This window comes from Citrobacter sp. LUTT5 (genome assembly GCF_009905315.1).
Lineage (GTDB): Bacteria > Pseudomonadota > Gammaproteobacteria > Enterobacterales > Enterobacteriaceae > Citrobacter > Citrobacter freundii.
In genome coordinates this window covers 3,194,924-3,209,393 of record NZ_CP047606.1, presented here as the reverse complement: position 1 = coordinate 3,209,393, position 14,470 = coordinate 3,194,924, and the positions used below count along the sequence as shown (strand labels likewise).

Sequence of the window (14,470 nt, the reverse complement as noted above, 5' to 3'; positions counted from 1 at the left end):
ATTGACTCGCTTCGCTCGCCCTGCGGGCAGCCTGTTCGCTGCGCTCTCAGTCTGTCCAACTGGCTGCGCCAGTAGTCGAACCCCGGTCCGGGCTTTTCATCCCCGCCAGGCTGTGCAACATGCGAAAAAAAAGCCCGTACTTGCGTACGAGCTCTTCTTAAAATATGGCGGTGAGGCGGGGATTGACTCGCTTCGCTCGCCCTGCGGGCAGTCTGTTCGCTGCGCTCTCAGTCTGTCCAACTGGCTGCGCCAGTAGTCGAACCCCGGTCCGGGCTTCTCATCCCCGCCAGGCTGTGCAACATGCGAAAAAAAAGCCCGTACTTGCGTACGAGCTCTTCTTAAAATATGGCGGTGAGGCGGGGATTGACTCGCTTCGCTCGCCCTGCGGGCAGCCTGTTCGCTGCGCTCTCAGTCTGTCCAACTGGCTGCGCCAGTAGTCGAACCCCGGTCCGGGCTTCTCATCCCCGCCAGGCTATGCAATATGCGAAAAAAAAAGCCCGTACTTGCGTACGAGCTCTTCTTAAGATATGGCGGTGAGGCGGGGATTCGAACCCCGGATACGTTGCCGTATACACACTTTCCAGGCGTGCTCCTTCAGCCACTCGGACACCTCACCATATTGTATTGCTGCCTGACCGCTTGGGGGGCAACGGGGCGCTACTATAGGGAGTTGCGCTAAAACGGTCAAGCAGAATTTACGTGTTAACTCTCGTTTGGTTACGCAATATACATATTCCTCCGCCCAGGCAGGCGCGGAGGATAAGATTAGCGCTGAGAGTCCAGTTTTTCGCCGTTGGTCACGACTTCCTGGGCTTTACTGTAGCTCTCGATCAGCAACTGATAAGCCGGGAAGACTTTGGTATACACTTCTGCCCATTCGGCGGCGTCTTCACGGTTCCATGTGCCCTGAATTTCAGACGCGACGGCGGCGGTATCCATCGGCACGACGCCAGCCTGAACAACGCGAGCCAGGGTGATTTCCTGCGCCATTTTGCTGTAAGTACCGGAAGCGTCGATCACTGCGAAGACCTTATAGCCTTCTGCAACCGCGCTGATAGCCGGGAAAGCCATGCACACGCTGGTAATCGTACCGGCGATAATCAGCGTCTTACGACCTGTTGCTTTGACCGCTTTCACGAAGTCTTCGTTATCCCAGGCGTTGATTTCGCCTTTACGCGCCACGTATTGGGCATGTGGCGCATTAGCGTGGATCTCAGGGATCAGCGGGCCGTTAGGTCCCTGCGGTACGGATGCCGTGGTAATCACAGGTATCTTCGCCAGGGTCGCCATTTTAGCCAGCGCGGCGGCACGCGCACGCAGTTCTGGCATTGGCATGTCGCCGACGGTCTGGAACAACCCGCTCTGATGATCGATAAGCAGCATGACGGAATCATTTACATCGATGACCGGACGTGAACCATTAAAGTTTGCAGGACTGGACATATTCTTCTCCTTCGATTCAGATTTGGCCAAAGCGGCCGGAGTTAAAATCGCGTACGGCTTCAGCGATTTCTTGTTTCGTGTTCATTACAAACGGACCGTAACCTACAATCGGCTCGTTCAACGGTTCTCCAGAAAGCAGTAGCACGCTGGCGTCGCTGGAGGCTTCAATATGCAGCGTTTTCCCTTGCTGGCTCAGCACCACCAGTTGCGCTTCGCTGGCAGACGTAGTGCCGTTTACGGTGATATTCCCTTTCAATACCACCAGCGCAGTGCTCCATCCTTCCGGCTGGGACAACGTGAGCTGATGATTACGTTGTAAACGCATATCCCAAACGTTCAGCGGCGAGAAGGTATGTGCCGGGCCTTTTGTATCCTGATAGCTCCCCGCAATCACCCGAACGCTTCCTGCTTCATCAGGCAGGGCGACAGAGGGGATCACATCGCTGTTGATGCCCTGGTAACCCGGAACGGCCATTTTGTCCTTTGCTGGCAGATTGACCCACAGCTGTACCATTTCCAGTTCGCCGCCCTGACGGGTAAATTCTGGTGAATGGAACTCTTCATGTAATATTCCTGCACCCGCGGTCATCCACTGCACGTCGCCGGGGCCGATAATGCCGCCGCGACCGGTTGAATCACGGTGTTCAACTTCGCCGCTGTAAACGATGGTTACCGTCTCAAAACCACGGTGAGGGTGCTCGCCTACGCCGCGTTTTTCGTTACCCGGCGTAAACGTATGTGGACCGGCGTAATCCAGCAGCAGGAACGGACTTAGTTGCTCAGCATGAGACTGGTAAGAAAACATCGAGCGAACCGGAAATCCATCGCCAACCCAGTGCGGGCGAGGTGCGGTGTAGACGCCTGTTACGTGTTTCATTTGTGTCTCCTCAGTGGCGTTATCTTGATGTGAATAAGCTTATATTCATGACAGCGAGCTGAGTAGTAGCTAAAATAGTTCTCACTGTCTCATAAATAGGACAATTAGATGACGAAGCCAGATCTCAATGATTTTGCATGGTTTGTGCATGTTGTAGAGGAAGGAGGATTCGCGGCGGCGGGTCGGGCGCTTGATGAACCGAAATCAAAACTAAGCCGACGGATAGCGCAACTGGAAGAGAGGCTGGGAGTTCGACTGATTCAGCGAACCACCCGCCAGTTTAACGTGACGGAAGTTGGGCAAACCTTTTACGAACACTGTAAGGCGATGCTGGTTGAAGCGCAGGCGGCGCAGGATGCCATTGCCGCGTTACAGGTTGAACCGCGTGGCGTGGTGAAGTTGACGTGCCCGGTCACGTTACTGCATGTGCATATCGGGCCGATGCTTGCTCGTTTTATGGCGCGTTATCCTGACGTATCAGTGCAACTGGAGGCGACAAATCGTCGTGTTGACGTCGTTGGAGAAGGTCTGGACGTGGCGATTCGCGTCAGGCCCAGACCATTTGAGGATAGCGATCTGGTGATGCGTGTGCTGGCGGACAGAGGGCATCGTTTGTATGCCAGCCCGCAGTTAATCGAGCAAATGGGGGCGCTACACTCTCCGGCGGAGCTGACTCGCTGGCCTGGTTTGAGTCTCGCCTCGGGCAAACATGTACATCGTTGGGAGTTATTTGGCCCGCAGGGCGCGCGGGCAGAGGTGCATTTCACGCCGCGAATGATTACCACCGATATGCTGGCGCTACGTGAAGCCGCAGTTGCCGGTGTGGGGGTAGTGCAGCTTCCGCAACTGATGGTAAAAGATCAATTAGCCGCGGGTGAACTGGTGGCGTTGCTCGACGGTTGGGAACCGAAGCGAGAAATTATTCACGCAGTCTTTCCATCACGCAGGGGATTATTGCCGTCAGTGCGCGCTTTAGTAGATTTCTTAACGGAAGAATATGCGCGGATGATTGAGGATTAAATACATATCCTCAGCCCACAAAAAAGGCCGGTTAAACCGACCTTTTATTATCTGGACGCCATTCGGGCGTTAAAAACAATCAGCGACTACGGAAGACAATGCGGCCTTTGCTCAGGTCGTACGGGGTCAGCTCAACAGTCACTTTGTCGCCCGTCAGGATGCGGATATAGTTTTTGCGCATTTTACCGGAGATGTGTGCAGTAACCACGTGACCGTTTTCTAACTCTACGCGGAACATGGTATTAGGTAACGTATCGAGAACGGTACCCTGCATTTCAATATTGTCTTCTTTGGCCATCTAATCCTCTGGGGTATCACTACCGTAATTTGAACCGGCAAGATAATGCCGAAGTTCTTTTAATAAGTAAAGATTTGTGCGTTTAAAACACAGCAAATCGGGTTTGGCGCATTACTCTAACCACACACGGCAAAGCTGCACTTAAAGCGCAACGTGTAAGGGAACGAGGAGATAAACGATAGGCGTTGCCTGACGCGAACTGTTCCTTAACGGCGGCGGGGTAATGGGCTAAACCAACTCTGCGCGACAATTATAACACCCCGACAAAAAATGTGCCGAAAACATTCACCCCTGAGGCGAAAATAACGTCCTGGGAACCCAGAAATGGCTCGGTAGCCGCTGCTGGCGCAGTCTGCTCAGATGTTCAAGGTACTCCCGACGAGGGGTTTCGACGGCGCCCAGCGAAGCTGTGTGGCTATTTAATACCTGGCAGTCGATTAATTTTCCGCCCTGACGGATAAATTCAGCGCAAAAAACAAGCAGTGCGGTTTTGGACGCATTTTCCTGACGGCTGAACATTGATTCGCCACAAAATAGTGTACCTTGCGCCACGCCATACATACCGCCCACTAATTCATTTTGTCGCCACACTTCAATGGAGTGCGCATGGCCCAGTTCGTGCAGGCGATGGTAGGCGTCCACTACATCATGCGTTATCCAGGTGCCTTCTTCCCGGTCGTTCGCGCAGCCTTCAATCACCTGACCGAACGCGTAATTGAGCGTCACGCGATAAGGCGAGTTTTTATGAAAGCGTTTCATGCTGCGGCTGAGATGAAATTTCTCGGGCCAAAGAATGGCGCGTGGATCGGGCGACCACCAAAGGATGGGGTCGCCAGGCGAAAACCACGGGAAAATTCCGCGCTGATAGGCCATTAACAGTCGGGCTGGGCTGAGATCGCCGCCAAGCGCCAACAAACCGTTAGGCTCGCGTAAAGCGCCTTCCGGTGAAGGGAAGGCTATAGAATGGCGGGACAATTGCACCAGGCGCATGACTGCGAAACTCCACTACGCGAGTTTGATCGTTCAATAATAGCTTACAGACGTTGCTTAAACTGGTAATAACGCCCCTGCCGGGCTAACAAATCTGCGTGATTACCTTGCTCAATAATGTGTCCGTTGTCCATCACTATTATTTGATCAAAACGTGACAAGCCGCGCAGACGATGTGTCACCATCAATACGGTTTTATCACGCATGGCATCGCCAATTAATTCAAGCATTTGGCTTTCTGTTGTTGCATCAAGCCCTTCGGTCGGTTCGTCCAGCAGCATCAGTGGGGCATCGTGCAATAAGGCACGAGCGATAGCCAGACGACGAAGTTCGCCACCAGAAAGCTGTCGACCCCCTTCGCCTAACCAGGCGTTGAGTCCATCACCCTCAAGCAGTTTGTCCAGACCGACGCGGCGCAGCATCGCGGATAATGTGTCATCACTGGCGTGCGGTGCCGCCAGTAGAAGATTGTCGCGAAGCGTCGCGCTGAACAGGTGCACGCGCTGTGGCACGACGCTGATGCTCTGGCGCAGCGTGGTTTCACTGAGGGCTGAAATCGGCTGCTCATTAATCAGAATTTCGCCGTGCTGCGGATCCCATGCGCGGGTGAGCAATTGCAGTAACGTTGACTTACCACATCCGGTGCGACCGAGAATCGCAATATGCTCACCGGGCTGGGCCTGCAGGGAAAGGGTGTCGAGCGCTTTTTGTGCTTGTCCCGGATAACTGAATGATACATCGCGTAGTGTGAGAGTGACCTGCTCAGAAACCGGGGAACTGGCATCCGGGAAGGTGACTTCTGGCTGCTGTTCAGTCAGTTCGGTGATGCGCAGCGCAGAGGCAATAACCTGTCCGAGATGCTGAAACGCGCCGGTGACGGGGGCTAATGCTTCAAATGCGGCCAACGCACAGAAGACAAACAGCGCGATCAGCGCACCCGGCTGGGTATTGCCACCTACGCCACCTGAGGCCATCCATAACATCACAACCACTGCCAGTGCGCCGAATAACAGCATGACCGCCTGTGATAGCGCCGTTAATTCAGACTGACGACGTTGGGCTTCATGCCACTGCAACTCGGTGGCTTCCATTTGGGCGCGGTAACGTTCACTGGCACCAAAGATGGTCAGCTCAGCCTGGCCCTGCAGCCAGGATGTTAGCTGCTGACGATACTGCCCACGTAAATGCGTCAAGCTTTGCCCGGTGCTTTTACCTGCCTGATAAAAAAGTGGGGGCAAGATAAATAAGGTCAGCAGCATAATACCGCCGAGAGTAATAGCCAGCGTGAAATCGAGAACGCTTAGCCCCAGCGTGACCACCATGATGACGACAAAAGCGCCTACAAGCGGGGAGAGCACGCGTAAATAGAGATGATCGAGCGTGTCGACATCCGCCACCACGCGGTTAAGCAATTCACCTTGTCCATAACGGGACAGGCCAGCAGGAGAGAGCGGCAGCAGTTTGCTGAAGGTATATATACGCAAATGTTGCAGCACGCGGAACGTCGCGTCGTGGCTGACCAATCGCTCGAAATAGCGGCCCGCGGTGCGGGTGATTGCCGCACCGCGTACCCCGGCGGCAGGGAGCATATAGTTAAAACTGTAAATCCCGGTGACACCCACCACAGCAGAAGCCGACAGGAACCAACCGGAAAGCGTCAGCAAACCAATACTTGCCAACAGTGTGACGATCGCCAGAACGATCCCCAGGGTTAACATCCATTTGTGACGTTTATACAGCGTCAGATAAGGTAGCAAAGCGCGCATTTAGATGTCCTCCTGACGATGAGCCAGTAATGTCGCAAACGCCCCGTTGGCTGCGCTAAGTTCGGCATAAGTGCCTTGTTCAACGATCTGTCCGTCCTGCATCACCCAGATAGCGTCCCAGTCGGCAAGGTCTTCAAGTTGGTGTGTCACCATCAGCGTAGTCTGGCGGCGTGACGCTGCGTTCAACGCTTGCATCACGCGTTGTTCGCTGTGTGCATCCAGGCTGGCAGCGGGTTCATCAAGCAGCAGCAACTGACACGGGTTGAGTAAGGCGCGAGCCACGGCAACGCGCTGCGCTTGTCCGACAGAAAGTCGAGCCGCCTGATCGCCTACTGGTGTATCTACACCCTGCGGCAGTAGCGGTAAAAACTCACTGACCCAGGCGCTGTCGAGTGCGGCCCGCAGCTGTTCTTCGCTGGCATCGGGGCGAGCGAGCAGCACGTTATCGCGTAACGTGGCGGCAGGGAGCTGCGGATTTTGTCCAACCCAGGACAGCTGTTTGCGCCAGCAATCAGGCGACAGGTCGCGTAGTTCAAAGCCGTTAATTCGCAGCGATCCCTGATAAGAGAGAAATCCGGACAGGACATTGAGCAACGAACTTTTTCCGGAGCCGCTGCGGCCAACCAGCACCGCGCGTTGGCCCGCTGGCAGGGTAAAGTTGAGCGGGCCTGCAAGCACTTTACCTTCCGGCGAGGTGATGACCAGATCTTGTGCTTCAATTGAAACAGCGTCTTTTGTTGTCAGCTCAATGTCGCCACGCTCAGGATGTGCAAGCGGGGTTTCCATGAAGGTTTTCAGACTGTCTGCTGCACCAACGGCTTGTGCTTTGGCGTGATAAAACGTGCCCAGATCGCGCAGGGGCTGGAAAAATTCCGGCGCCAGAATGAGCGCGAGGAAGCCGGCAGCCAATGTGACACCTGTGCCGTAGTGTCCAAAATCGAGTTCGCCAAGGTAGGAAAAACCGAAGTAAACCGCGACCAGTGCGATGGACAGGGAGGTAAAGAACTCAAGGACACCGGATGACAGGAAAGCCAGGCGCAGGACTTCCATAGTGCGCTGGCGGAAATCCTGTGACGCAGCGCGGATGCTTTCCGTTTCGGCTTCACCGCGACCAAAGATTCTTAGCGTCTCCATGCCCCGCAGGCGGTCGAGGAAATGGCCGCTGAGGCGAGCAAGAGCCTGAAAATTGCGGCGGTTAGCGTCGGCAGCACCCATACCAACCATCGCCATAAACAACGGGATCAGCGGGGCAGTTCCAAGCAGAATAAGGGCGGCCACCCAGTTTGACGGGAATACCGCCGCCACGATCAATAAGGGGACGCATACGGCCAACGCCATTTGCGGCAGATAACGTGCATAGTAATCATGCATATCGTCAATCTGCTCCAGGATCAACGTGGCCCAACTCCCAGCCGGTTTGCCTTGTATCCAGGCCGGACCTGCCTGTTGCAGACGGTCAAGCACCTGGCGGCGAATTTCAAAGCGAATATGCTGTCCTGCGTGAAACCCGACCCGTTCGCGTAACCAAACGACCCATGCCCGCAGGATGAAAATCAATACCAGCACGATGAAAGGAAGCAGAAGCGCCTCTCGGGGAATATTGGCCATGATCATATGGTCCAGAATTCGGGCCATGAGCCAGGCCTGAGCGACAATTAACAGGCCGCTCACGAACCCCAACAGGCGCGAAATGTTCAGCCATCGTTGGGAAATTACACTTTGCTGTTTTAACCAGCGGGTCAGCTCTTTTTGACGGGTTTTATTCATTGCACGCTTAGCAGGTGAGTTATTGGAATTTTTGGGCAGGGCAATGTTACAACGAGGCAAAAATAAAGGCGACTTATAGTCGCCTTTTTTACTTTTGTTACTGATTTGTAAAACTTATTTGCAAGCGTCCGCCAAACCGTCGAGATAACGTTCTGCATCAAGCGCGGCCATACAGCCCGTGCCCGCAGAGGTAATCGCCTGGCGATAAATATGGTCCATCACGTCACCGGCTGCGAAGACACCCGGAATGCTGGTTTGAGTGGCATTGCCGTGAATACCGGACTGAACTTTGATGTAGCCGTTTTCCAGTTCCAACTGACCGTCGAAAATAGCGGTATTCGGGCTGTGACCGATAGCGACAAATAACCCGGCAACGTCCAGTGATTCCACGTTGTCAGTGTTTTGCGTATCGCGCAGACGCAGTCCGGTTACGCCCATTTGATCGCCGGTCACTTCTTCCAGCGTGCGGTGGGTGTGAAGCACGATGTTGCCGTTTTCAACTTTATCCATCAAACGCTTGATGAGAATTTTCTCCGCGCGGAAGCTGTCGCGACGGTGAATCAAATGCACTTCAGATGCGATATTCGCCAGATATAGCGCTTCTTCAACAGCGGTGTTGCCGCCGCCGATCACCGCAACTTTTTGGTTACGGTAGAAGAAACCGTCGCAGGTCGCGCAGGCGGAAACGCCACGGCCTTTGAATGCTTCTTCTGAAGGCAGACCCAGGTAACGTGCTGAAGCGCCGGTGGCGATGATCAGTGCGTCACAGGTGTATTCACCGCTGTCGCCGGTCAGACGGAAAGGACGGTTTTGCAGATCAACTTTGCTGATGTGATCAAAAATGATTTCAGTGTCAAATTTGGACGCATGTTCGTGCATACGCTCCATCAGCAGCGGGCCAGTAAGATCGTGCGGATCGCCAGGCCAGTTTTCCACTTCTGTTGTTGTGGTCAACTGACCACCTTTTTCCATACCGGTAATCAGTACCGGTTGCAGGTTCGCGCGTGCAGCGTAGACCGCAGCGGTATATCCCGCAGGGCCAGAGCCCAGAATAAGAAGTTTACTGTGTTTGGTTGCGCCCATGAGATCCCCATAGTTGTTGGCAGGCAATGAGCAGGATTGTAGGGAATTTACAGACGTAAAAAAAGAGTATGGCGATTTTGTTAACAATATGTGTAATAGCGGAAACCGATGAATGGGGTGATCAGCCGTAATACTATAACGATTTCTACTTAAAATCGGTCAGTTATAAGGTGATAAAATGACGATTTTCCATCACTGCGAATGAATAACTGGCATGTTGTACTAAAAATCGATGTTTTGCTTTGACAATCCCCTGCTGTTTTGCGAAAACATTCAAGGAAGAAAAAAACTGTGTCATGTATGTGCTGCATAATCATGCATGTAGATACCATGTTTACCGTGTTAGCGAAATCTACGCATGGTGTGGACAGATGCCATTCGTGATGTCGATAGCCGCCGACAGGCAACGGTCTTCTCACCATAAACCCAGACATTGCGAACCGAAAATCCCTCTGGGTTGCGGTTTATTTTGATGGGTAGCGACTCTGAACAGTGATGTTGGTAGAGTCAGGCAGGAGTAGGGAAGGAATACAGAGAGACAATAATAATGGTAGATAGTAAGAAGCGCCCTGGCAAAGATCTCGACCGTATCGATCGTAACATTCTTAATGAGCTGCAAAAGGATGGGCGTATTTCTAACGTCGAGCTTTCTAAACGTGTGGGACTTTCACCAACGCCCTGCCTTGAGCGTGTGCGTCGGTTGGAAAGACAGGGTTTTATTCAGGGCTATACAGCGCTGTTAAACCCGCATTATCTGGATGCATCACTTCTGGTTTTTGTTGAGATTACTCTGAATCGTGGCGCCCCGGATGTGTTTGAACAATTCAACTCTGCAGTACAAAAACTTGAAGAAATTCAAGAGTGTCATTTGGTTTCCGGTGATTTCGACTATTTGCTGAAAACACGCGTACCGGATATGTCGGCATACCGTAAGCTGTTGGGGGAAACCCTGCTGCGTCTGCCTGGCGTGAATGACACACGTACTTATGTAGTCATGGAAGAAGTCAAACAGAGCAATCGTCTGGTAATTAAGACGCGCTAACACGGAACAGGTGCAAAATCGACGCAGTTTGATTACACTCCTGTTAATCCATACAGCAACAGTGCCGGGGTAACCCGGTGCTGTTGTCCGTTTTAGCATCGGGCAGGAAAAGCCTGAAACCTGGAGAGCCGTTTTTGAGCCAGGAATACACTGAAGACAAAGACGTCACATTGACGAAGTTAAGCAGCGGGCGCCGACTTCTGGAAGCGCTACTGATCCTTATTGCCCTTTTTGCCGTCTGGTTGATGGCTGCCTTACTCAGCTTTAACCCTTCGGATCCCAGTTGGTCACAAACCGCATGGCATGAACCTATCCATAATCTGGGGGGAATACCCGGAGCATGGTTGGCGGACACGCTGTTCTTTATTTTTGGCGTCATGGCCTACACCATTCCCGTCATCATTGTTGGCGGCTGTTGGTTTGCCTGGCGACACCAGGCCAGCGACGAATACGTCGATTATTTTGCCGTCTCGCTGCGCATTATTGGCGTTCTGGCGCTGATTCTCACTTCCTGCGGGCTGGCCGCAATTAACGCCGATGACATCTGGTATTTCGCCTCTGGCGGCGTGATCGGCAGTCTGCTCAGCACTACGCTACAACCTTTACTGCACAGCAGCGGCGGCACGCTGACGTTGTTGTGCATTTGGGCGGCGGGATTAACGCTGTTCACCGGTTGGTCATGGGTGAGCATTGCGGAAAAACTGGGCGGCTGGTTACTCAATATCCTGACGTTTGCCAGCAACCGTACCCGCCGCGACGATACCTGGGTCGATGACGAAGAATATGAAGATGAAGAAGAGTCTGTCGATGCCGCTGATGGCAAACCCCATGAATCGCGTCGGGCTCGTATTCTGCGCGGTGCGTTAGCGCGCCGTAAGCGTCTGGCAGAGAAATTTACCAACCCGCTTGGTCGTCACACCGATGCGGCGCTGTTCTCCGGCAAACGCATGGATGATGAAGACGAAATTGAATACAGCGCCCGTGGCGTGGTTGCCGATCCTAACGATGTGCTGTTTTCCGGCAATCGCGCGACGCTGCCTGAATATGACGAGCTTGATCCACTGCTTAACGGCCACTCGGTGACCGAGCCTGTGGCTGCAGCAGCTGCAGCTACAACGGCCGCTCAGGCCTGGAGCGCGCCGGTAGATCCGTTGCTGCAAACCTCGCCCGTGACCAACACTGTTATGGAGCAACCGGCCCCAGCCGTAGCCTGGCAATCCGCACCAGGCCCGCAAACCGGTGATGCCGCGATTGCACCAACGCCTGAAGGTTATCCGCAACCAGCCCAGTACGCGCAACCTCCGGTGCAGCAGCCGTATGAGCCATGGCAACAGCCGGTTGTGGAGGAGAGTCCGCAGCCGCAATATTACGCACCGCAGCCGGAACCTGTTTATGCGCAGCCAGTCGCACCGCAGCCGGAACCTGTTTATCAGCCAGAGCCTGTGCTGCAGCCTGTCTATCAACAGGATCCGACCTCTCAACAGAACGCCACATTCCAGCAGCCTGCTTATCAGCCGGAGCCTGCGCCGCAACCTGTTTATCAGCAGGAATCAATCCCTCAACAGAGCACTACGTTTCAGCAGCCAGTGGTTGAACAACCGCTTGTGGTGGAACCTGAGCCCGTGGTTGAAGAAGTTAAACCGACTCGTCCGCCGCTCTATTACTTTGAAGAAGTCGAAGAGAAACGTGCGCGTGAGCGTGAGCAACTGGCCGCATGGTATCAGCCGATTCCAGAACCTGCTCAGGAGCCTGAGCGTATTAAACCGTCTACGCCATCTATGCCGACGACTGCATCCATACCGCCCGTTGAGTCTGTTGCTGCTGTTGCACCGCTGGCTGCCGGTGTAAAAAGCGCCGCTTTAGGGGCGGGTGCAGCGGCAGCTGCACCTGTCTTTAGCCTTGCGGGCAGCGGTGCGCCGCGTCCGCAGGTGAAAGAGGGGATTGGCCCGCAGTTACCGCGCCCAAATCGTGTGCGCGTGCCTACTCGCCGGGAATTGGCGTCGTATGGCATCAAACTGCCGTCACAGCGTATGGCTGAAGAGAAAGCGCGCGAAGAGCAGCTTGATACAGATGCGTACAATGACGATGAAATGGATGCAATGCAGCAGGACGAGCTGGCACGCCAGTTCGCTCAGTCGCAGCAGCATCGTTATGGCGAAGAGTATCAGGACGATACCCACCAGACTGATGACGAAGATTCAGCCGCAGAAGCGGAACTGGCTCGCCAGTTTGCTTCTTCTCAGCAGCAGCGTTATTCCGGTGAACAGCCTGCCGGAGCGAATCCGTTCTCGCTCGATGACTTTGAATTTTCGCCAATGAAAACGCTGGTAGATGAGGGGCCGCATGAGCCACTGTTTACGCCTGGCGTGATGCCGGAGCCTGCGCCGCAGTACCAGGAACCTGTTGCACCGCAGCAGCATTATCAGCAACCGGCGCAGCCTGTTGCACCACAGCAGCATTATCAGCAACCGGCGCAGCCTGTTGCACCACAGCAGCATTATCAGCAGCCGGCGCAGCCTGTTGCACCGCAGCAGCATTATCAGCAGCCGGCGCAGCCTGTTGCACCGCAGCAGCATTATCAGCAGCCAGCGCAGCCTGTTACACCGCCGCCGCAGGATAGTCTGATCCATCCGCTGCTGATGCGTAATGGCGACAGCCGTCCGGCGCACCGTCCAAGCACGCCGCTGCCATCGTTAGATCTGCTTACACCGCCGCCGAGCGAGGTTGAGCCGATAGATACGTTCGCGCTGGAGCAAATGGCACGTCTGGTGGAAGCGCGTCTGGCGGATTTCCGCATTAAAGCCGATGTGGTGAACTACTCTCCAGGCCCGGTGATTACCCGCTTTGAGCTTAATCTGGCTCCTGGGGTTAAAGCGGCGCGTATTTCCAATCTGTCGCGAGATCTGGCGCGTTCATTGTCGACCGCAGCGGTACGTGTGGTCGAGGTTATTCCAGGCAAACCGTATGTCGGACTGGAGTTACCGAATAAAAAACGTCAAACCGTTTATCTGCGTGAAGTACTGGATAACGCTAAATTCCGTGATAACTCATCTCCGCTGACTGTGGTGCTGGGTAAAGATATTGCGGGCGAACCGGTGGTGGCCGATCTGGCAAAAATGCCGCACCTGCTGGTAGCAGGGACAACCGGATCCGGTAAGTCTGTTGGGGTAAACGCCATGATCCTCAGCATGCTGTATAAGGCGCAGCCGGAAGACGTTCGCTTTATCATGATTGACCCGAAAATGCTGGAACTGTCGGTTTATGAAGGCATTCCGCATCTGCTGACCGAAGTCGTGACCGATATGAAAGATGCTGCTAACGCCTTGCGCTGGAGCGTCAATGAAATGGAACGTCGCTACAAGCTGATGTCGGCGCTTGGCGTGCGTAACCTTGCCGGTTATAACGAGAAAATCGCTGAAGCCGCCCGCATGGGGCGTCCGATTCCGGACCCGTACTGGAAGCCGGGTGACAGTATGGATGTTCAGCATCCGGTGCTGGAAAAACTACCGTATATTGTTGTGCTGGTGGATGAATTCGCCGACCTGATGATGACGGTTGGCAAAAAGGTGGAAGAACTGATTGCTCGTCTGGCGCAAAAAGCGCGTGCGGCGGGGATCCACCTGGTGCTGGCAACCCAGCGACCGTCGGTTGACGTTATCACCGGACTGATTAAAGCGAACATTCCAACGCGTATCGCCTTTACCGTGTCCAGTAAAATTGACTCGCGTACCATCCTTGACCAGGGCGGAGCGGAATCGCTGTTAGGTATGGGTGACATGCTCTATTCCGCACCGAACTCGACGATCCCTGTGCGTGTTCACGGCGCCTTTGTTCGTGATGAAGAAGTTCACGCGGTGGTTCAGGACTGGAAGGCGCGCGGTCGTCCGCAATACGTCGACGGCATTACCTCTGACAGCGAAAGCGAAGGCGGCGGTGGCGGCTTTGATGGTGGCGAAGAGTTGGATCCGCTGTTCGATCAGGCGGTAAACTTTGTGACCCAGAAACGCAAAGCCTCAATCTCCGGCGTCCAGCGTCAGTTCCGCATCGGCTACAACCGAGCGGCGCGCATCATCGAGCAGATGGAAGCGCAGGGTATTGTCAGCGAACAAGGGCATAATGGTAATCGTGAAGTGCTGGCTCCGCCGCCCTTCGAATGATTGCAAAGTTAAGTAATTCAGTATTTT

At 54.2% G+C, this 14,470-nt stretch carries 10 protein-coding genes, 1 tRNA gene, 2 other RNA genes and 2 pseudogenes; 3 read left to right on the top strand and 12 right to left on the bottom strand.

The genetic code is table 11. The annotated features are described in order from the left end of the window. Window positions 1-165 precede the first annotated feature (165 nt). The 5 genes from GUC46_RS15545 to GUC46_RS15525 form a co-directional block, all read right to left on the bottom strand. Window positions 166-302: non-coding RNA, RtT sRNA (locus GUC46_RS15545), on the bottom strand. Window positions 303-346: 44 nt separating this feature from the next. Further along, window positions 347-483: non-coding RNA, RtT sRNA (locus GUC46_RS15540), on the bottom strand. Window positions 484-528: 45 nt separating this feature from the next. After that, window positions 529-616: transfer RNA gene (locus GUC46_RS15535), tRNA-Ser, on the bottom strand. Between the two features lie 149 nt (window positions 617-765). Next, the gene (locus tag GUC46_RS15530; protein WP_003035382.1) at window positions 766-1,443 is read right to left on the bottom strand and encodes an isochorismatase family protein; all 678 of its coding nucleotides are present in this window, start codon (window positions 1,441-1,443) and stop codon (window positions 766-768) included. Window positions 1,444-1,459: 16 nt separating this feature from the next. Continuing rightward, a complete protein-coding gene (locus GUC46_RS15525) occupies window positions 1,460-2,320 on the bottom strand; it encodes a pirin family protein (protein ID WP_003847027.1) in 861 nt (286 codons plus the stop codon). Between the two features lie 108 nt (window positions 2,321-2,428). Here GUC46_RS15525 and GUC46_RS15520 point away from each other — a divergent pair, with 108 nt between their 5' ends. Further along, window positions 2,429-3,340 (top strand): LysR family transcriptional regulator, encoded by a 912-nt coding sequence (locus GUC46_RS15520; protein WP_003847025.1) that lies wholly within the window; start codon window positions 2,429-2,431, stop codon window positions 3,338-3,340. 79 nt (window positions 3,341-3,419) lie between these two features. On the opposite strand, the gene infA is transcribed toward GUC46_RS15520, so the two are convergent. The 7 genes and pseudogenes from infA to trxB all read right to left on the bottom strand — a co-directional run bounded on the left by infA (window position 3,420) and on the right by trxB (window position 9,244). Then, entirely contained in the window at window positions 3,420-3,638 is a 219-nt protein-coding gene (gene infA, locus GUC46_RS15515) for a translation initiation factor IF-1 (RefSeq protein ID WP_002211347.1), read from the bottom strand. Continuing rightward, window positions 3,566-3,742 (bottom strand): annotated as a pseudogene (locus GUC46_RS24295) (hypothetical protein); the annotation flags it as partial. The pseudogene GUC46_RS24295 and the gene infA, both read right to left, overlap by 73 nt. A 40-nt stretch (window positions 3,743-3,782) precedes the next feature. After that, window positions 3,783-3,923: pseudogene (locus GUC46_RS24290) on the bottom strand (hypothetical protein); the annotation flags it as partial. After that, entirely contained in the window at window positions 3,924-4,628 is a 705-nt protein-coding gene (aat, locus tag GUC46_RS15505) for a leucyl/phenylalanyl-tRNA--protein transferase (protein ID WP_032948928.1), read from the bottom strand. A gap of 44 nt (window positions 4,629-4,672) precedes the next feature. Continuing rightward, entirely contained in the window at window positions 4,673-6,394 is a 1,722-nt protein-coding gene (gene cydC, locus GUC46_RS15500) for a cysteine/glutathione ABC transporter ATP-binding protein/permease CydC (RefSeq protein WP_130714835.1), read from the bottom strand. Beyond that, the gene (cydD, locus tag GUC46_RS15495) at window positions 6,395-8,161 is read right to left on the bottom strand and encodes a cysteine/glutathione ABC transporter permease/ATP-binding protein CydD (protein ID WP_061548805.1); all 1,767 of its coding nucleotides are present in this window, start codon (window positions 8,159-8,161) and stop codon (window positions 6,395-6,397) included. 114 nt (window positions 8,162-8,275) lie between these two features. Then, window positions 8,276-9,244 carry a thioredoxin-disulfide reductase gene (gene trxB / locus GUC46_RS15490; RefSeq protein WP_003035727.1) on the bottom strand — a complete coding sequence of 323 codons (969 nt, stop codon included), beginning with the start codon at window positions 9,242-9,244 and terminating at the stop codon, window positions 8,276-8,278. Window positions 9,245-9,791: 547 nt separating this feature from the next. Here trxB and lrp point away from each other — a divergent pair. Together lrp and ftsK are read left to right on the top strand one after the other, a co-directional pair. Continuing rightward, window positions 9,792-10,286 (top strand): leucine-responsive transcriptional regulator Lrp, encoded by a 495-nt coding sequence (lrp, locus tag GUC46_RS15485; protein ID WP_002439523.1) that lies wholly within the window; start codon window positions 9,792-9,794, stop codon window positions 10,284-10,286. Window positions 10,287-10,420: 134 nt separating this feature from the next. Further along, on the top strand, window positions 10,421-14,443 hold the full coding sequence (ftsK, locus tag GUC46_RS15480) for a DNA translocase FtsK (RefSeq protein ID WP_057102373.1): 4,023 nt from the start codon (window positions 10,421-10,423) through the stop codon (window positions 14,441-14,443). The last annotated feature ends 27 nt before the right edge of the window (window positions 14,444-14,470 follow it).